The organism is Azospirillum brasilense (assembly GCF_007827815.1).
Classification (GTDB): Bacteria; Pseudomonadota; Alphaproteobacteria; order Azospirillales; family Azospirillaceae; genus Azospirillum; species Azospirillum brasilense_C.
The window spans coordinates 129,416-148,503 of the sequence record NZ_VITH01000008.1 but is presented as its reverse complement, the minus strand read 5'-3'; the positions used below and the strand labels follow the sequence as shown (position 1 = coordinate 148,503).

The window sequence follows — 19,088 nt, the reverse complement described above, 5'->3', positions numbered from 1 at the left end:
CCAACGGTCGGGTTGGTGACCTGTTTGTCAGGTGTTTGAGAGGCGGACGGTCATGGCGGTCGGCATAGACGGCACACACGGTGGCTTGACCGGGCAGGAGCGGACCTTTCACCGCGACGAGATCATCGTCTCGAAGACCGATCTCAGGGGCTGCATCACCTACGCCAACGATGTGTTCCTGCGCATCAGCGGGTACGGCGAGGCGGACCTTTTGGGACGGCCGCACAACATCGTCCGCCATCCGGACATGCCCCGCTGCGTCTACAAACTGCTGTGGAGCCGCATCGAGGCCGGGACCGAGATCTTCGCCTATGTGATCAACCGGGCGAAGAACGGCGACCATTACTGGGTGTTCGCCCACGTCACGCCGGTCTTCGGCAATCCCGACAACGGGAACGGGCGGACCATCACCGGCTACCATTCCAGCCGGCGCGTTCCGACGCGGCCGGCGGTGGAGGCGGCTGCTGGCCTTTACGCCGCGCTGCGCGCGGAAGAGGCGCGGCACGCCGACCGGAACGCGGCGATGACGGCCTCCGGCGCCATGCTGGAAAAACTCCTGCGCGACAAGGGCACGAGCTATGACGAGTTTGTCTTCAGTCTCTAAATCGCTCGCCGTCATCGCTCTGGTCGCCCTGCTGTCGGCGGCGCAGGCGGTGCACGGTCTTGCCACCGGCAACGCCGCCGCCGCCGCGCTGGGCCTGCTGGCGCTCCTCCCCTGTCTTGCCGCGATCCGCTGGCTGAGGCTCACCAACCGGACCATCCGGAAGGCCATGACGGTGATCGCCGCGGCGGAGAAGGGCGACCTTCAGCCGCGCATCCTGAACATCCACGGCAACAGCCCCATCGCGGACATGCTGCGCACCATCAACCGCCTGCTGGACCGTGTGGAGTCCTTCGGCAAGGAGGCCAACGCCGCCATGCAGCACGCGGCGGAGGGGCAGTATTACCGCCGCATCGTGATGACCGGCATGGTCGGCGAGTTCGGGGCCTATTCCCGCCAGATCAACGACGGGCTGGCCGCGATGGACAGCAAGAGCCGCGAGTTCGTGGAAAGCGCCACCCGCATCGGCGCCAACATCAAAGAGGTCGCGCAGAGCCTGTCGGCCAGCGCCGCCCAGCTCGAAGCCTCCTCCACCGCCATGACGGCGACCGCGGCCACGGCCAGCGAGCAGTCCTTCTCCGCGGCCTCGGCGGCGGAGCAGGTGTCGTCCAACGTGGACGGGGTGGCCGCGGCGACCGGAGAGGTGTCGGGCGCCATCGGCGAGGTTGCCCAGGGCGTGTCCCGCACCGCCGATCTCGCACGCAGCTCGGTGGAGAAGGTGCGGGAGGCGGACTCCACCATCCGCTCGCTGCTCGCCGCCTCCGACCAGATCGGCGCGGTCGTCCAGCTCATCAACGACATCGCCAGCCAGACGAACCTCTTGGCGCTCAACGCGACGATCGAGGCGGCGCGCGCCGGCGAAGCCGGGAAGGGCTTCGCCGTGGTGGCGACCGAGGTGAAAAATCTCGCCAACCAGACGGCCCAGGCGACCGAGGACATCACCGCCCAGATTTCCCAGGTCCAGTCGGTGACCCGCGCCACGGCGACGGTGATCCAGCATGTCGGGGGCATGATCCACGACATCGACGAGATCGCCGTCGGCATCGCCAGCGCCGCCGAACAGCAGAGCGCGGCCATCGACGAGATCAGCCGGTCCATCCGCGAGGCGTCGGCCGGCGTGCGCACCGTGGCCGACGCGGTGACCAGCGTGTCCTCGGGCGCCCAGGACGCCAGCGCCGCCGCCAGTCAGGTGCTTTCGTCGGCCGGCGAGCTGGCGCGGCGCGCCGTGACTCTCAACGGCGACATCGACAGCTTCGTCGCGCGTGTCTGCGGCGGTCAGCGCTGAGCAACGGCGAGGTCGGGCGGCGAGGTCGGGCGACGCGGCCGTCAATGCAACCGGCCACTTGGGCGAGTCGCGTATCTGCAGGAATTGAGGGCAGCGGCCCGACGACCCTAAGCCACACTCCGGATGTTTCGGGGGGGTCAGGTCGTCCCGGAGCCGCCCGTCCGAGGTCCGCCCTTCCAAGGTCCAATCGTCTCCAGCGCCACCCGGTCATCCTCCGTCGAGGCGGCGGCGCGCGCGCTGTCCTTGGCGGCATCCCTGGCGGCGTCTTTCAGGGCGGCCTCCAGACGCTGGATGCGATCGCCGTCGATGCCGGCGGCATCCCGGCGGCGGGCGGCGGCGACCAAGTCGTCGGCCAGCGTCGAAGCCTCGGCAAAGCCCACATTGCCGGCCGAACTCTTCAGGATGTGGGCCGAGCGCTCCACCGTCGTGAAGTCGCGATTCCGGGCCGCCACCCGGAGCTGGTCGAGATGGCCCGGCGTCTCGCGGCGGAAGATGTCCATCAGCAGCGCGAAGCCTTCATCGCCGATCGCGTCGCGCAGATCCCGGCGCTTGGCATGGTCGATCCGCGGCGGTGGGCCCGTCTCCGGGCGCGGCTCCGGCGGGTCCGGCTCGTCCGGTTCCGGGACATTGGTCCACCGGGCGACGGTGTGCAGAAGCTGTTCGGCCACGATGGGCTTGGCCAGGTAATCGTTCATCCCGGCGGCCAGGCAAACGGCCTGATCCCCCTCCATGGCGTTGGCGGTCATCGCGACGATCGGCACGACCGCCGCCGGTCCGCCCATCCGGCGGATCGCCATCGTCGCCGCCAGCCCATCCATTTCGGGCATCTGGACATCCATCAGGACGAGGTCGTAGGGCAGGGCGGCGACGGCGTTGACCGCCTCCAGCCCGTTCGACACCGAATCGACCGCGTGGCCACCCCGGCGCAGCAGGGCGAGGGTCACCTGCAGGTTCACCGGATTGTCCTCCGCCACCAGGATGCGGCGCCGGAGGGGACCGGAAAGAGCCGATCCGGACAGGGCCGCGGCGGGCGCTGCCCGCCCGTTGCCTGGGGGGGGCGCCGCGGTCCGTGCCTTCTGCGGGAATGCCTTGGGCGGCGAGGCGAACAGGCGTGAGATGGCGGTGCGCAACGCCGTCGCGCGGATCGGCTTGACGATCCGCACTGTCACGCCGGCGGCGTTTCCCTCCGCGTCCCCCATGCGGTGGGAGGTGGCCAAGGCCAGGGGCAGGCCGGCCAGCGCCGGTTCGGCGCGAATGCGGACGGCCAGCTCCGGCCCGGTCAGGCCCGGCATGCAATGATCGAGAATGGCGGCGTCGAACGGGCGCCCCTCCGCGCTGGCGTCCAGCAGCCGGCGCAGGGCGTCTCCTCCCGTGGCGACGGCTTCGGTTTCCAGCCCCAGCGCGGCGAGTTGGCGGGCCAGAAGGTCGCGGTTCACCGCCAGATCGTCCACCAGAAGAACACGCCGTCCGGCCCAGGCGCCCGGCTCTTCCGCCTTGGGTGCGGTTTCCGCCGCCGCGCCGCGCCACAGGGGAATGACGGCCCAGAACACGCTGCCCTCTCCGGGCATGCTGTGGACGCCGATCCGTCCGCCCATCAATTCGGTGAGGCGTTTGCAGATGGCGAGGCCCAGCCCCGTGCCGCCATGGCGCCGGGCCGACGAGCCGTCCACTTGGCTGAACATGGAGAACAGACGCTTGTGGTCGGCCGCGGCAATGCCGATGCCGGTGTCCCGAACCTCGAAGCGGACGGTCACCGGCCTGTCCTGCGGAGTTCCGCCTCCGCTGTCGCCCGCGTCCGCTCCGTCCGCCTCGGGAAACAGGCTGTTCGGCTCGACCGACAGCACGATGGTGACGCTGCCCTGATCGGTGAACTTGACCGCGTTGCCGGCGAGATTGATCAGGATCTGGCGCAGCCGTCCGGGATCGCCCCGCAGCGGGCCGTGCAGGGCCGGCGGGACATAGCTTGCCAGCTCCAGCCCCTTGGCGGCGGCGCGCGGGGCCAGCAGTTCCACGACGCTCTCGACCAGCGGCACCGCTTCGAAGTCGGTGATCTCCAGCGTGAGGCGACCGGCGTCGATCTTGGAGAAGTCGAGGATGTCGTTGATGATGGTGAGCAGCGATTCCGCGGAGTCGCGAATGGTGTCGGCGTAACCGCGCTGCTCCTCGTCGAGGCTGGTTTCCTGGAGAAGCCCGGCCATGCCGATCACCCCGTTCATGGGTGTTCGGATCTCGTGGCTCATGGTCGCCAGGAACTCCATCTTGCTGCGCTGCCCGGCCTCGGCCTTCTCCTTGGCCTCGGTCAGCGCCCGCTCCACCCGCTTGCGCTCCGACAGGTCGCGGAAGAAGGCGGCGAAGACGATGCCGTGCTGCGTCTGCACCTCGGCCAGGGACAGGTCGAGGGGAAACGCCTCCCCGTTCATCCGCAGGCCACTCACCTCGCGGGAGAAGTTCGGACCGATCCGCCGGGCGCCCGCGGCGATGGCCTCCATGATGCGGTTGTGGGCCGTGTGGTGATGCGGCTCCATCAGCTCCTGGACATGGCGTCCGAGCAGGCCGCCGGGCGGGTAGCCGAAAATCCGGTGGGCCGCGCTGTTGGCGGATTCGATGACGCCGTCCGCGCGCACCGTCAGGATGCCCTCCACGGCGGTTTCCAGAAGCGCGTTGAAACGGGCGTTGCCGTCCTCCAATTGCGCGTCCTTGCGGCGCAGCAAGGTCAGCACGGCGGTGAACAGCAGGATGACCAGCCCGGAGCCCAGCGAGACGACCGCGATCTCGAGCTGGTTGGTCCACCAGCCGGCCAGTTCCTCGTCCTCGCTGCGGCTGACCACCAGCACCAGCGGCCAGACCGGTGTGGCCCGGTAGGCGGTGATGCGCTCGACCCCGTCCGGGGTGGTTTCGTGGAACACGCCGCCTTCCGACACCGGAAGCTGGGTCCGGAACAGCTCCATCCCCGCCATCGGCGTGCCGGTGCCGTCCGCCCCGTCCGCCCCATCTTGGGGAAACCGGGTCAGCAGCAGGCCGTCGCGTCGGTAGAGCGACACCGTTCCGTGCAGCCCGTTGCGCACCGCACGGAAGACGCCCTGCAGATACTCGGGGTTGACCGAGGCGACCGCGACCGCAAGAAGCGTCCCATCCGCGCCACGGATGGCCCGGCTCATCGGCAGGACCCATTTGCCCGAGCGGTCCTCGGCGGCCCCGGCCGGGGTCAGGAAACGCCCCCGCACCGGGCTCCCGACATGGAGGCTCCTGCTCTGGCCGGACAGGTGGGCGCGGAACAGGTCCGTCTCCGCGAAGGAGGTGCCGAGCAGGCGGGAATCCTCGGTGGTCGCCACCAGGACGCCCCGGCGATCGAGGACCGAGAAACCGCGGATGTGCGGCGACCGGCGCAGCCGGTCCTGAAGCAAGGGGCCCAGCGCGCCATCTTCACGGCCTTGGACCGGTGGGCCATCGAGCAGTTGCCCGAGGATCACCGCGTCGCCCACCGACGCGAGCGTGATGTCAACCGTCTGCACGGTGCGGCTGACCGAAGCTTCCAGGGCGCTTGCCAGATTGTCGATGTTTTCCGCAGCTTTCTTCAACGTCAAGCTGCGGTCGGCATGAATGTCATAGGTGAACTCGAACAAAAGAGCCGTCAACGATAAGAAAGCCAATGCAAGAAGGGCGCCCCGATGCTGCAGCAGGGCAAGCTTGGCCATCACGCGCGGCTCCGTGGGGAGTGATGAGTTCGCGCGAATCTTAACAGCGGGCGGGCGAAGCGCAAGCCCGCGCTGTGCAGACGGGGGGCAGGGTGCTATCCTGCCGCAGTGTGAGCCGGATTTCGGGGGGATAGGGCTGTGCGGCGTCTTTCCATCGCACTGTCGGCGGTGGCGTTCCACGCCGCCCTCCAGTCCATGATCCTGTTGGGCGGCACGGTGCCGGCCCGGGCAGAGGCGCGGTTCGACCGGGTGCAGCGCACAGGATTGATGCGCGTGTGCATCTGGCCGGACTATTACGCCATTTCCTTTCGCAATCCGTACAGCGGCGAGTTGCAGGGCCTGGATGTCGACATGGCGCGGGCCTTCGGCCAGGACCTGGGCGTGCGGGTCAGCTTCGTGGAAAGCGGTTTTTCAACCGTCGCCGCCGACCTGCTGGGCGACCGCTGCGACATCGGCATGTTCGGAATCGGCGTCACGACCGAGCGCTCTGAACGGATCGCGTTCAGCCAGCCCTATCTGCGCAGCGGCATCTACGCCGTATCCTCCCAGACGCACCCGCGCATTCTGCGCTGGGACGATCTGGACCAGGACGGCATGGTGGTGGCGGTTCAGAAGGGCACCGTCATGGACGACTACGCCAGCCGATCCCTCCGCAAGGCCAGCATCCGCATCGTGTCCGGCCCCCAAGAGCGGGAGGAGGAGGTGCAGTCGGGACGCGCCGACGCCTTTTTGACCGATTATCCCTACGGCCGCAGGGTGCTTACCGTCCACCAATGGGCCCATCTGATCACGCCGGACGTGCCGGTCCAGCCCACGCCCTACGCCTATGCGGTGGCGCCGGGTGACCCGGTGTGGCTGGACCGGGTCAATCGGTTCGTCGAGGCGGTCAAGCGCGACGGGCGGCTGGAGGCCGCGGCCGCCCGGTTCGGCCTCACCCCCATCGTGGCGCGGGACTGACGGTCAGATCTCGACCTGGGTGCCCAGCTCCACCACCCGGCCCGGCGGGATGCAGAAGAACTCCGTGGCCGACAGGGCCGTCTTCGACAGCAGGATGAAGGCGGGTTCGCGCCAACCCGGCAGGCCGGTCGACCGCGATGGGATCAGAGTCTCGCGGCCGAGGAAGAACGACGTCTCCATCATGTCCAGATGCAGGCCGAAGCGGCGGCACCGCTCCAGCGCGCGGGGAATGTGCGGCTGCTCCAGATAGCCGAAGCGCAGGACGACCCGAAAGAAGCCCTTGCCCAGCTTCTCCACCAGAACGGCGCGGTCCGGCGAGACGCGCGGCACCTCCTCCATGATGACCGTCATGACGACCACCCGCTCGTGCAGCACCCGGTTGTGCTTGATGTTGTGAAGCAGGGCGTGGGGGACGACGTCGGGGTTGCCGGTCATGAAGACGGCCGTCCCGGCGACGCGCTGCGGCGACTGCGGCGTGACGCGCTGCAGGAACAGGTCCATCGGCAGGGCGTCGGCGTAGAGCCGTTCCGCCAGGATGCGGCGGCCGCGGCGCCACGTGGTCATCAGCGTGTAGACCGCCGCCGCGATCAGCAGCGGGAACCAGCCGCCGTCCGGCACCTTCAGCAGGGTCGCCCCGAACAGCGCGAGGTCGATCACCAGCAGCAGGGAGAAGGCGGTCACCACCAGCAGGGGGTTCCAGCGCCACAGCCGCCACGCCACCACCGCGGCCAGGATCGTGTCGATGGCCATGGCCCCCGTCACCGACACGCCGTAGGCGGCGGCGAGGTTGCTGCTGGAGCCGAAGCCGATCACCAGGATCACCACGCCGATCAGCAGCAGCCAGTTGTTGCGCGGGATGTAGACCTGCCCGACCTCATGCTCGGACGTGTGGCGGATCTCGCGGCGCGGCAGGTAGCCGAGCTGCACGGCCTGCCGGGTCAGCGAGAAGGCGCCGGAGATCACCGCTTGGCTGGCGATGACCGTGGCCGCCGTCGACAGCAGGACCAGCGGGAGCTGGGCCCAGTCCGGCGCCAGATGGAAGAAGGGGTTCTCCAGCGTCTCCGGCTGGTGCAGCAGCATGGCGCCCTGTCCGAAGTAGTTCAGCAGCAGCGCCGGCAGGACGAGGTAGAGCCAGGCGATGCGGATCGGCGCCCGCCCGAAATGGCCCATGTCGGCGTAGAGCGCCTCGGCCCCGGTAACGGCCAGCACGACGGCGCCCAGCGTCAGGAAGGCCACCCAGCCGTGGTCGACGAACAGCGCCGCCCCGTACAGCGGGTTGAAGGCGCGCAGCACGTCCGGCCAATGCATCACCTGCATCAGCCCCAGCACCGCCAGTGTGGCGAACCACACCCCCATGATCGGGCCGAAGAAGATGCCGACCCGTCCGGTGCCCTGCCTCTGGAACAGGAACAGCAGGGTCAGCACCGCCAGCGTGATCGGGACGATGTAGGGCGACAGGGACGGGGTGACGACCTTCAGCCCCTCGACCGCGCTCAACACCGAAATGGCCGGGGTGATCAGGCTGTCGCCGTAGAACAGCGCCATGCCCAGGATCGCCAGGGCCATGATGGCCCGGTTGCCCGCTCGGGAGCTGAGCCCGCGGTGGGCCAGGGTTCCCAGGGCCAGCACGCCGCCCTCGCCCTTGTTGTCCGCCCGCATCACGAGCAGGACGTATTTCAGCGTCACCACGATGATGAGCGCCCAGGTCGCCAGCGACAGGATGCCGAGGATGGTGGGCTCGTCGAGCGGCAGGCCGGTGTGGGTGAAGGACTCCCGCATGGTGTAGAGCGGGCTGGTCCCGATGTCGCCGTAGACGACGCCCAGCGCCCCCAGGACAAGGGCGGGCATGCGGTTGGCCTGAGGGGAATGGCCCGGGGGAGCGGGAGCGGAGGTGGGGGCGGTGGCCGGAGCGGCGCCGTTCGGTCCGTCGCCGGTTTGCTGATTGGCGCTGTCCATGGTGGTCCGTTCGTTCGGATCGCGGTCCGGTGTTGGAAGTCCCTCCTTGCGGGCGGAACGCTTCGGCCGCGAACCTTCTCCTTACATCAACCGCTCACCACAAGACCATATGGTTCCGGTGGTGCAGGGGTGCCAGCCGCAGCGTGCAAGGCGGCGCCCGCCGTCGCCACTGATCCTCCCCCAGAGCCGTGTTAGCCGGTTCTGAGTGGAACAAAAAATGAACATCGTCCTTGTTGTTCATGTTTTGTTCTGTTAGGTTTTTCTCCATCGGCGAAGACGTCGAGCGTTTCACCGGCGCCCGTCGCGGCGCGGTCCACCGACCAAGGGAGAGTGCCATGTCGATCCTGGTTTTCCTGCGTGAGCTTGCCGGCCTGACGGCCCTGTTCGGCACCCTGTTCGTCTGGACTCTGCTGGGACACGCCGCCGGCTTCTGAAGCACGGGACCACCCGAAAGGAGTCGCCATAAGGGTGGGACCTCCTCCGGATAATAATCCGAAATCCCAGGCAGCCCTTGGCGACGCATCGCTTACATCCGGAATGCGTTCACCGCAGCCGCCGGGCACCTTCACCGGGGCGGGGCGGGCGGCGCGATCAGACCACCGGCCTCGGCCGGCTGGTGACGACAACGCGGAATTCTGGGATCGGGACGGATGCGAAACTTCTTTCGGAAGCGGCGGGCGACCGCCGATGCGGATGACCGGATGTCCATGGGTGGCGGCATCACGGGTGGTGGAGCGGCCGGACCGGGCGCCACCCCGGGCAATGCGGCTCACGGCCATCCGCCGATGCAATCCCAGAGCCCCCTCGCGGGCCGTCCGGCACCGCATCTGCGCCCGGTCGGCGGAGCGGCGGGCACCGGGACTGGTGGCGGGCTGGGCGGTGGGCTGAGCGAGACGATGCGCGGCCCGTCGGGGCTGCGGCACGATCCGCTGAACAGTCCGCTCGGTGGCGGTTTGGGTGGCCAGCGCGGCCAGGCTCCCGCCGACACGGATCTTCCACGCTTCACCATGACCGTCAACGGCGGCCTGCGCGGACCGGGGGCGGTCGGTGCGCCGGCCATGCTGAAGGGGCTCACCCCCGAACTCAACGGTCTGCTGCGCGAAGCCTTCACGCCGACACGGCCAAAGCAGCAGCTCAACTCGCTGTTCATCGGCCGGACCGACACGCTGAAGCGCATCATCTCCGCCATCGAGGAGGAGCGGGCGCACGTCATCCTGTTCGGTGACCGCGGCCGCGGCAAGACCTCCGTCGCCAACGCCATCGAGAAGATCGCTGGCCAGGCCGGCTACCTCTCGCTGAAGCTGACCTGCAGCGCGGAGCTGAGCTTCGAGGACATCTTCCGCCATTTCCTGAAGAAGATCCCCTCGACCTATTACCGGTCGGGGATCGACAACCCCTTCGCCTCGCGCCGCAGCTTCACCAGCTTCAACGAGCTTCTGCCCGAGGGCGGGTTCAGCGTGACGGAGCTGAACGAGGTCCTGTCGGGCATCCACGCCACCCATGTGTTGCTGATCCTCGACGAGTATGACCGCGTCACCGACGAGGACTTCCGCAACAAGCTGGCGGAGCTGTTCAAGAACCTGACCGACAGCTCGATCCCGGTGACCTTGCTGGTGGTCGGCGTCGCGGAGAATCTGGACCAGCTTCTGGGCAAGCATCCGTCGATCCAGCGCTCGCTGGTGCCGGTGCATCTGCCGCTGATGACCGATGTGGAAATCGGCCGCCTCATCAACGCCGGGGCCGAGAACGCCGGCATCGCCTTCGCGCCGGAGGCCGTGGACCGCGTCTGCGAGTTCGTCCGCGGTCTGCCCTACTACGCGCAGCTTCTCGGCCTGCACGCCGCGCGCAGCGCGGTCAGCCGCGGCTCGACGGTGGTGGAGCGGGACGACCTTGCCTACGCGGTCACCCGCTGCCTGCAGGAGGCGGAGCGTGGCATCGTCGACTCCTACGCCCGCGCGCTGGCCGCCGAACGCCGCGCCGAGCTGGAGGACGTGCTGCTGGCCTGCGCCCTGTGCCCGGCGGACTCCTACGGGACCTTCGACCCCAAGGAACTGGCCGGCCCGAACGGCGCTCCGCCGACCAAGGAGGCGCTCGGCATCCTGGAACGGCTCTGCCGTGAGGAGTACGGCGGCGTGCTGGCTCCGGTGGTCGAGCCGGGCTGGACCCGCTACCGCTTCCGCAACCAGATGATGCGCCAGTATGTGCTGATGCGTCAGGCCCACGAGCGCGGCCAGATCTGACCGTCCATCCACGGCAGTCCGGTCCGGGGAGGCCCCTTTCCGCCGTCAGGCGGGGAGGGGCCTTCGTGCGTTTGGGCGTGCGTTTGGGCGTGCGTTCGGGCACGCGGTCCGGCGCCCGGCGGCCGCAGGGTCGTCAGCGCGAATCGAGCAGCATCGCGGCGAGGACCGCGCCGGCGACCAGCGCGCACAAGGCGAGCACGATGGCGAGGCTGCGCAGGAACTGGCGCATCTCCCCCTGCTTCCAGGCGCTTCGGGCAAGAAGCAGCAGGTAGCCGGCCGCCGCCGCGCCGATCATCGTCCACATCGAACCACGCACCGCGTCCATCAAGAAGCTTCCCGCCGCATGGTGTTATGACCTACGGCGAAGGGGCGGTGGCGATCATAGGACGGGCATGGCAAGGGGCGGATGCGCTTCTTCGGCATGAGTGCCTCCTGCCCGTTTGGGGTCGGGAACTTTTGGCAACTCCCATGAACCGGCCCGTCCCCATGCGCACCCAAAACGTGCGCGCTCCCGCAAGAAAGTGGTAGAGAAATCCTCAAAGTATCCATTCGATTGGGGATGCTGTGTACTTTAAAAGAGATGCAGTAATCCATGATTAAAAGTAGCTTTGCGCATATGTCCAATGCGTTCTTCTTTTAATCCCACAGAGTGGTACCGTGTTGCACGACACAGGGGTAAGGTCATCCAAAATATCGGCACGTCAATGCCATCGGTGGGGCACGGGTGGGGAAACCTCGGGTGATTGGTAACCTACAAGATTGCCCAGGGAGTCAGAGCAATTTTCCAAAAATCGCGGGAGCTGACCAATGGAACCAGTGCGTGCTTTTCTGATCGACTCCAATAAGCTGTTCCGCGAAGGCCTGAAGAGGCTTCTCGACGATTCACCCTTCCAGATCGCCGCCGAGGCGGGGAACCTGCGCGAAGCGCTGAACTCCGTGGAGAACGGCCTGCGGCCGCAGCTCATCCTGCTCGATCTGGTGAATGGGGGTGAGGAGGAGGCCGACGGCATGCGCCGCCTGCGCGCCCAGCTTCCCGATGCGCGCATGGTCATCCTGACCAGCGACCTGTGCACCCGCCGCCTCGCCAACGCGCTGGAGGCCGGGGCCGACGGCTACCTGATGAAGGACTTGTCGTCCGACGCGCTGGCCCAGTCGCTGCGCCTGGTGATGATGGGCGAGAAGGTCTTCCCGACCCATCTCGCGGCCCTGCTGATCTCCGGCCGGGTGAACGGGAACGGCACCGACATGCCGGTGTCGCGCAAGGGCCTGTCGCAGCGGGAGGTCCAGATCCTGCGCTGTCTGCTGAACGGCGACAGCAACAAGATGATCGCCAACCATCTGAACATCACCGAGGCGACGGTGAAGGTCCACCTGAAGAGCCTGCTGCGCAAGATCAACGCCTCCAACCGCACGCAGGCGGCGATCTGGGCGCTGAACAACGGCATCGGCGGCGAGTTGGCCGGGGCCGGCGCGGTGACCGCGGCGGCGGCCCACCAGTAACCGCTCTCCCGCGGTCATCTCCACCGGTGCAAGACGCCGGACCGGCCCGCCACACCCGTTTCGGGAGGCGGGCCGGTCCGGCGTTTGCGCGTCTGGTCGCCACCACGGCCGGCTCTGAGGAGGGCTCGGGTCGCGTTGGCAAGGTGGGGCCCGGAGAGACGCCGACAGGCGGACAGAAAATATCCCGGCACGGTGGCCGGGATTCTTTCGGTTTCAGGGGTGAAGCGCGTCTGACGTGACGTCAGGACGTGCCCGTCCGGTGGGCCGGGGCCGCGTGCATGTGCGGCGGAACCATGCCTTCCCGGGCGGATTGCAACGCGCCCTGCTGTCGCGCGGCGAAGACGCCGGCTTCCGTTCTGTTGCGGAAGTGCAGCTTGGACAGAACACTGCGCACCATCGACTTGATGACCGCCTCGGACAGATCGAGCTGGTTGGCGATCGTCCGGTTGTTCAGCCCCTGGCCGAGCAGGCGCAGGGTCTCGAACTCCGGTTCCGACAACCGCGGCAGCAGCGTCAGCCGGATCTCATCGACGCCCAGCCGGGACAGGAACTGCTTGGGCATCAGACAGTGCCCCTCCAGCCCCAGGTCCAGCAGTTCGTTGATGCGGTCCACGTTGATGTCCTCGAACACCCACGCATCGGCGAAGGCCAGGATGTGTGCGGCGTCCAGCAATTCCCGCGACGACAGCACCACGACGATCCGCGACCGGCGTGACAGCCGCAGATAGACCATCGGTTCGTTCTCGCGCAGCGCGGTGAACTGCTGAAGGCCGATCAGGATCGCATCGGGCGTCAGCGTGCTCTGCGTCAGTTCCGATATGTCGTGGAAGACGGTCACACGATGGCGACCGGCCCGGTCGAGCGCCTGCACCACGGTGTCGGTGAGGGAATTGTTGTCGAGAATCAGGCAGACGTGCATTGGGGTCACCGCGTTGCGGGTCGAGTGCGATGCTTTCTCTTGGGCGTACTCATGGTTCATGTGCATGGGTCAGCTCTGTTTGGAGGAGGCATCCACGGCAAGCCCTTGTCGGGCATTATCGCCGCCTGTGTTTTAGGCTTGTCTCGTGCTCTCTATCCGTCGGCGCTCTGTGTCTTCGCTTAAGTGATTTCGTTTAAAGACTGCATCGAATTTCTGGTATATATCCATCAAACCTGGAAAAAAACTTGACACTGTGACAAACAGTTTATAAATTAGTCGTGTAACACGTAAATCAAACGATAGATGATCACTCAAGATCGTCAAGCGCATCTGAATGGCGACCGGATCGCTCCAAGCGATAACTCTTTTGTGACGAGCCACACTGAAAGGCCAGTACAGGTGTGTGTCGCAAAGTGGGGCATTCGTGCAGGAAAAGCGCCGGCCATTCGTACAAGATGACGCACCGATCGGGTAGGTTTTCACGCAATTCGATCATTGGTGCTAACCCTCTGCGCGTAATGGGTGTTTTGTCACCGGTCGTCACTGCCGTCCTCGTCTCGAACAACCAAAGCTGGAAAAAATTCCGCTGCCGCTTTCTTTCGTGCAGAGATATAGACGCAAGGTCATAGTTCGTGTTTTGTTCAGTCGGCCTTCGCTGTAGGGGGCGGCGGTTCCCGGCCGCAAATGACCTATGGCCCTTGTCCGGATATTGCCCCTCTTCCGAATGTGGTAGCAGTTCTTCAAGCCACAGGGCGAAAGGGTTGGTGGATCGCCAATGGGGTGGCCCGGTTAGTCCGGGTTGGGCTGATCCGAAGCAACGGGAAAAACGAAGGCGGACGGGGCCATGAAAATTCTGATCGGTGACGACCATCTCCTTTTTCGTGAAGGCCTGCGCCGTCTTCTGGAGCAGCTTCACGGGGACGCGATCTTTGTCGAGGCAGGCACTTTCGACGAGGTGCTGCAGCAATGCAGCGTTGGAGGCGGGTTCGACGTGGTGCTGATGGACCTGCACATGCCGAACTGGCCGGGCTTCGACGGGCTGCGCGAGGTGCAGAGCCGCCAGCCGGGCGTTCCGGTGGTGGTGATCTCCGCCTCCGAGGCGCTGAGCGACATCCGTGGCGCGCTCGACCATGGGGCCACCGGCTACATTCCGAAGTCCAGCAGCGTCAAGGTGATGATGGGCGCGCTGAACCTCGTCTTCTCGGGCGGCATCTATGTGCCCCCCGGCGCGCTCACCGCCGCGACCGCGGCCTCCGACGCGGCACCGCGCCGTGGCCGCCTGGACGGGGCGGACCGCAGCGCCTACGGCCTGACCCAGCGCCAGCGCGAAGTCCTGGATTGTCTGCGGGCCGGCAAGTCGAACAAGCAGATCGCCTATGAACTCGGCCTGTCCGAGGGCACGGTGAAGATCCATGTCACGGCGATCTTCAAGTCGCTGGGCGTCAAGAACCGCACGCAGGCGGTGATCGCCGCCGCCGCCATGGCCTCGTAAGGGACCGGAATCGAACGCAGCGGGGCAGGGCAGGGCACAAGAAAAACGGGTTGGGGACCGGCAGGGCCGCGAGCAGGCACGAACAAGGTGCCGCCGCGGCCTTTTCGATTCCGGCTTTCGCCTCACCTCTTATACTCGCGTTCAAAGCCGCGCCAGCGGCGTGCCCATACGGGCCCAAACGGAGGACAGACAGCGATGGCGGCGGAAACCCCGGTGTGCGACTTCGGCCGGAAGGCGGAGGATTTCAGCCTGAAGGGAACCGATGGAAAGACCTACAGCCTGGCCGACGTCCAGGGGCCGAGCGGCACGCTGGTCATGTTCATCTGCAACCATTGCCCGTACGTGAAGGCGGTGATCGGGCGGATCGTCGAGGAGGTCGACGCGTTGCGGCCTCACGGCATCGGCGCCGTCGCCATCATGTCGAACGACACCGACGCCTATCCCGACGACGGCTTCGAGAACATGAAGCGCTTCGCGGCGGAGCACGGCTTCACCTTCCCCTACCTGCTCGACGAGACCCAGGAGGTCGCGCGGGCCTACGGTGCCGTCTGCACGCCCGACTTCTTCGGCTTCAACGCCGACCTCTGCCTGCAGTATCGCGGCCGGCTGGACGCCTCCAAGCGCGAGCCGATCCCCGACGCGCCGCGCGAGCTGTTCCACGCGATGGTCCGCATCGCCCAGACGGGGCAGGGGCCGACCGACCAGATCCCCAGCATGGGCTGCTCGATCAAATGGCGGAATCCGACCTGATTCCGCCCAAAGCGCGGCCTTAATACCCGGAGGGCCGCCGTTGCGCCTTGACCGCGTGCGGCACCCAGTGCTATCCGGCCCTTTGAACCATCAGAACCGCCCGCCGCAGCCGCGCGCGGGCGCAATCCCCGCTGTAACGGTTTTCGTGCCGTAGGATGCCGCTGTAGAGCCATGAGCGATATTTTCCGCGAAGTCGACGAGGATCTGCGCCGCGACCGCATGGAGCGCGTCTTCAAGCGCTACGGCGGCATCATGCTGGCGGCCGCGCTGGCGGTCGTCGCCGCGACGGGCGGCACGGTCGCCTGGCGCAACTGGCAGCAGTCGCAGAAGGAAAGCGGGACGACGGCCCTGGCCGCCGCCCTGTCGCAGGCCGCCCAGGGGCCCGACAAGGGCGTCGAGGCGCTGGCCGCCTTCGCTGGCAAGGCCGATCCCGGCATGGCCGCGCTCGCCCAGCTGAACGCCGCCGCCCTGCTGGCCCGCGAGGGCAAGACGGCGGAGGCCGTGGCCGTCTACGACAAGCTGTCCGGCACCGCCGGCGCCGCTCCGGTCTACCGCGAGCTGGCGGCCCTGCTCTCGGTGATGCACCAGCTCGACTCCGGCGATCCGGCCCAGCTCCAGGCGCGGCTCCAGCCGCTGACCGCCGACGCCAACCCCTGGCGCTTCTCCGCCCGCGAGATGAGCGCCGTGCTGGCCGCCCGTGCCGGGGACAAGGACAAGGCGCGGACCCTGTTCCAGCAATTGGCCGACGACTCGCAGGCTCCGGCCGGCGTCCGGTCGCGCGCCTCCGATCTCGCCACCCTCTACGGCAAGAGCTGATGACCCGCATTCCCATGGCCGCCCCGGCCGCGCGCCCGACCGCGCACCCCACGGCGAAGCGCCGCTCCCTGCGCACCGCCCTGCTTTCCGCCCCGCTGCTGGCCGTGCTGCTCAGCGGCTGCGACACCGTCAGCGGGTGGTTCGGCAAGACCCCTGATCCGCCCCTGCCGGGCGAGCGGGTGTCCGTCCTGACCCGCGAGCGCAAGGTCGAGGTCGACCAGCGGCTGGTCGGCACGCCGGTCGCCCTGCCGACCGCCGTGGCCAACCCGGCCTGGGCGCAGCCCGGCGGCACGCCGGAACACGGCGGCGGCAACCTCGCTCTGTCGGCCACGCCGGCCGAGGCGTGGCGCGGCGACGTCGGCACGGGGGCCAGCAGCTCCCGTTCCCTGCTGGAGACGCCGATCATCGCCGACGGCCGCATCTTCGCCATGGACGCCGACTCGCACGTCGCCGCGCTCGATGAGCGGACCGGGCGCCAGCTCTGGCGGATCGATACCAAGCCGGAGAAGGAGCGCGGCGGCGCCAGCGGCGGCGGCGTCGCCTACGCCGACGGGCGCGTCTTCGCGGCCACCGGCTTCGGCGAGGTGGTGGCGCTCGATCCCGCCAACGGCTCGATCATCTGGCGCAAGCGCGTTCCGGGTCCGGTGCGTGGCGCACCGACCGTGGAGGGCGGGCGTGTCCTCGTCCTGACGCTGGACAACCAGCTCACCGCCCTGTCCGCCTCCGACGGCGCCGTCCAGTGGTCGCATCAGGGCATCCTGGAGACGGCGGGCCTGCTGGGCGCCGTCAGCCCGGCCGCCTCGCCGACCCTGATCGTCGCCCCTTACTCCTCCGGCGAGCTGTACGGTCTGCGCCCGGAGAACGGGCGCGTGGCGTGGCAGGAGAGCCTGGCGGCGATCCGCCGCAGCGGCGCCCTGAGCAGCCTCGCCGACATCCGCGGTCTTCCGGTGATCGACCGCGGCGTCGTCTATGCGATCGGCCATTCCGGCCGCATGGTCGCCATCGATGAGCGCATCGGCATCCGCCTGTGGGAAGCCGAGATCGGCGGCACCCAGACCCCGTGGCTCGCCGGTGACCATCTGTTCGTCGTCACCAACGATTCGGAGCTGGTCGCCCTGACCCGTCAGGCCGGCCATGCCCGCTGGGTCACCCAGCTCGCGCAGTTCACCGATCCGGAGGACAAGAAGGGGCCGATCACCTGGTCCGGTCCGGTTCTGGCGGGCGGCAAGCTCTACGTCACCGGGTCGAACGGGCAGATGCTCGCCCTGTCACCCGCCGACGGGCAGGTTCTGACCCGCTATTCGCTGCCGGCCTCCACCTATTTGCCTCCGGTCGTGGCGAACAACACCCTATATGTCCTGGGCGAGAACGGTACGCTGGTGGCGTACCGCTGATCGCCGCCCCTGGTTCTTTATAAGGCCCCCGGCCCGATGTCCTTTACCGTTGCTCTCGTCGGTCGGCCGAATGTCGGCAAATCGACTCTCTTCAATCGTTTGGCCGGCAAGAAGCTGGCGCTGGTCGACGACACGCCCGGCGTGACGCGCGACTGGCGCTCGGCCCCCGCCCGCGTGGGCGGGCTGTCCTTCACCGTGGTCGACACCGCCGGCCTGGAGGACGTCACCGACGACAGCCTGGAGGCGCGCATGCGCCGCCAGACCGAACGCGCCCTGGAACGCGCCGACGTGGCGCTGTTCATCGTCGATGCCCGCACCGGCATCACGCCGCTGGACCGCCACTTCGCGGCCCTGCTGCGCAAAAGCAAGACGCCCGTCATCCTCGTCGCCAACAAGGCCGAGGGCAAGGTGGGGATGACCGGCCTCTACGAGGCTTTCGAGCTTGGCCTGGGCGATCCCCTCGCGCTGTCGGCGGAGCATGGCGAGGGCATGGCTGATCTGGTCGAGGCCCTGCTGCCCTACGCGCCGCCGGAGCCGGTGCCGGTCGAGACGGCCCCGGCCCCCCTCAAGGGGGAGAATGGCGAGGAACTGCCCGTTGGCGACCAGCCGGAAACCGACGAGGAGCGTGCCCGCCCGATCCAGATCGCGATCGTCGGCCGCCCGAACGTCGGCAAGTCCACCCTGCTCAACGCCCTGATCGGCGAGGAGCGCGTGCTGACCGGCCCCGAGGCCGGCATGACGCGCGACGCCATCAGCGTCGATTGGGAGTGGCGCGGCCGCAAGTTCCGTCTGGTCGACACCGCCGGCATGCGCCGCCGCGCCCGCGTCGACGCCAAGGTGGAGAAGCTGGCCGTCGCCGACGCCCTGCGCGTCGTCCGCATGGCGCAGGTCGTTCTCCTCGTGGTCGATGCCAACCAGATCCTCGACAAGCAGGACCTGACCATCGCCCGCACGGTGGTGGAGGAAGGCCGCGCCCTGGTCATCGCCCTGAACAAGTGGGACGCCGTGGACGACCGCGCCATGGCCCTGCGTCAGGTCGAGGACAAGCTGCAGGCCGCGCTGGCCCAGATCAAGGGCGTCGAGGTCGTGACCATCTCTGCCCTGCAGGGCAAGAAGCTGGACACGCTGCTCGATTCGATCCTGTCCACCTACGCGCAGTGGAACCGCCGCATCCCGACCGCCCAGCTCAACCGCTGGATCGAGGGCGTGCTGGATCACCACCCGCCACCCTTGGTCGAGGGCCGCCGCGTGAAGATCCGCTACGCGACGCAGGTGAAGACGCGCCCGCCGACCGTGGCGCTGTTCGTGAACAAGCCGCTGGACCTGCCGGAAAGCTATCAGCGCTACCTGATCGCGCATCTGCGCGACACGTTCGAACTGCCGGGCGTGCCGGTGCGGCTACTGCTGCGCAAGCAGAAGAACCCGTACGCGGACGACTGAGCCGTCGCTCACGGCCCCCACCCAAACCCTCCCCCGCTGACGC

14 protein-coding genes are annotated in these 19,088 nt (G+C 67.8%); 10 read left to right on the top strand and 4 right to left on the bottom strand.

Annotated elements, in window-relative coordinates; translation table 11 throughout:
• Positions 1–52 precede the first annotated feature (52 nt).
• On the top strand, positions 53–604 hold the full coding sequence (locus tag FBZ83_RS17835; protein WP_145686387.1) for a PAS domain-containing protein: 552 nt from the start codon (positions 53–55) through the stop codon (positions 602–604).
• Positions 579–1,886, top strand: coding sequence for a methyl-accepting chemotaxis protein (locus FBZ83_RS17830; protein ID WP_145686385.1), 1,308 nt, complete (start codon positions 579–581; stop codon positions 1,884–1,886). The genes FBZ83_RS17835 and FBZ83_RS17830 overlap by 26 nt, the downstream gene beginning before the upstream one ends.
• 137 nt (positions 1,887–2,023) lie before the next feature.
• On the opposite strand, the gene FBZ83_RS17825 is transcribed toward FBZ83_RS17830, so the two are convergent.
• A complete protein-coding gene (locus FBZ83_RS17825; protein WP_145686383.1) occupies positions 2,024–5,581 on the bottom strand; it encodes a response regulator in 3,558 nt (1,185 codons plus the stop codon).
• Positions 5,582–5,719: 138 nt separating this feature from the next.
• Between FBZ83_RS17825 and FBZ83_RS17820 the strand changes: the two genes are divergently transcribed.
• Positions 5,720–6,538 carry an ABC transporter substrate-binding protein gene (locus FBZ83_RS17820; protein WP_247888347.1) on the top strand — a complete coding sequence of 273 codons (819 nt, stop codon included), beginning with the start codon at positions 5,720–5,722 and terminating at the stop codon, positions 6,536–6,538.
• A 3-nt stretch (positions 6,539–6,541) separates the two neighbouring features.
• On the opposite strand, the gene FBZ83_RS17815 is transcribed toward FBZ83_RS17820, so the two are convergent.
• The gene (locus tag FBZ83_RS17815; protein ID WP_186466119.1) at positions 6,542–8,494 is read right to left on the bottom strand and encodes a potassium transporter Kup; all 1,953 of its coding nucleotides are present in this window, start codon (positions 8,492–8,494) and stop codon (positions 6,542–6,544) included.
• Between the two features lie 785 nt (positions 8,495–9,279).
• Between FBZ83_RS17815 and FBZ83_RS17810 the strand changes: the two genes are divergently transcribed.
• A complete protein-coding gene (locus tag FBZ83_RS17810; RefSeq protein WP_247883201.1) occupies positions 9,280–10,734 on the top strand; it encodes an ATP-binding protein in 1,455 nt (484 codons plus the stop codon).
• A gap of 133 nt (positions 10,735–10,867) precedes the next feature.
• Here FBZ83_RS17810 and FBZ83_RS17805 read toward each other — a convergent pair whose 3' ends face one another.
• A complete protein-coding gene (locus FBZ83_RS17805) occupies positions 10,868–11,059 on the bottom strand; it encodes a hypothetical protein (RefSeq protein WP_145686381.1) in 192 nt (63 codons plus the stop codon).
• Positions 11,060–11,541: 482 nt separating this feature from the next.
• Here FBZ83_RS17805 and FBZ83_RS17800 point away from each other — a divergent pair, with 482 nt between their 5' ends.
• Positions 11,542–12,234: a LuxR C-terminal-related transcriptional regulator gene (locus tag FBZ83_RS17800; protein ID WP_038527688.1), complete on the top strand. Its 693-nt coding sequence runs from the start codon at positions 11,542–11,544 to the stop codon at positions 12,232–12,234.
• A 241-nt stretch (positions 12,235–12,475) separates the two neighbouring features.
• On the opposite strand, the gene FBZ83_RS17795 is transcribed toward FBZ83_RS17800, so the two are convergent.
• Complete coding sequence (locus tag FBZ83_RS17795; protein ID WP_247874139.1) at positions 12,476–13,219, bottom strand: response regulator transcription factor; 744 nt, start codon at positions 13,217–13,219, stop codon at positions 12,476–12,478.
• A gap of 778 nt (positions 13,220–13,997) precedes the next feature.
• On the opposite strand from FBZ83_RS17795, the gene FBZ83_RS17790 reads away from it, so the two are divergent.
• The 5 genes from FBZ83_RS17790 (at position 13,998) to der (ending at position 19,045) form a co-directional block, all read left to right on the top strand.
• A complete protein-coding gene (locus FBZ83_RS17790; protein ID WP_145686378.1) occupies positions 13,998–14,645 on the top strand; it encodes a response regulator transcription factor in 648 nt (215 codons plus the stop codon).
• Between the two features lie 195 nt (positions 14,646–14,840).
• Positions 14,841–15,395, top strand: a complete 555-nt coding sequence (locus FBZ83_RS17785; protein WP_114856817.1) for a thioredoxin family protein — start codon at positions 14,841–14,843, stop codon at positions 15,393–15,395.
• 171 nt (positions 15,396–15,566) lie between these two features.
• The gene (locus FBZ83_RS17780; protein WP_145686376.1) at positions 15,567–16,211 is read left to right on the top strand and encodes a tetratricopeptide repeat protein; all 645 of its coding nucleotides are present in this window, start codon (positions 15,567–15,569) and stop codon (positions 16,209–16,211) included.
• On the top strand, positions 16,211–17,605 hold the full coding sequence (locus tag FBZ83_RS17775) for a PQQ-binding-like beta-propeller repeat protein (RefSeq protein WP_247888346.1): 1,395 nt from the start codon (positions 16,211–16,213) through the stop codon (positions 17,603–17,605). The genes FBZ83_RS17780 and FBZ83_RS17775 overlap by 1 nt, the downstream gene beginning before the upstream one ends.
• A gap of 36 nt (positions 17,606–17,641) precedes the next feature.
• Positions 17,642–19,045: a ribosome biogenesis GTPase Der gene (gene der, locus FBZ83_RS17770; protein WP_145686374.1), complete on the top strand. Its 1,404-nt coding sequence runs from the start codon at positions 17,642–17,644 to the stop codon at positions 19,043–19,045.
• Positions 19,046–19,088 lie beyond the last annotated feature (43 nt).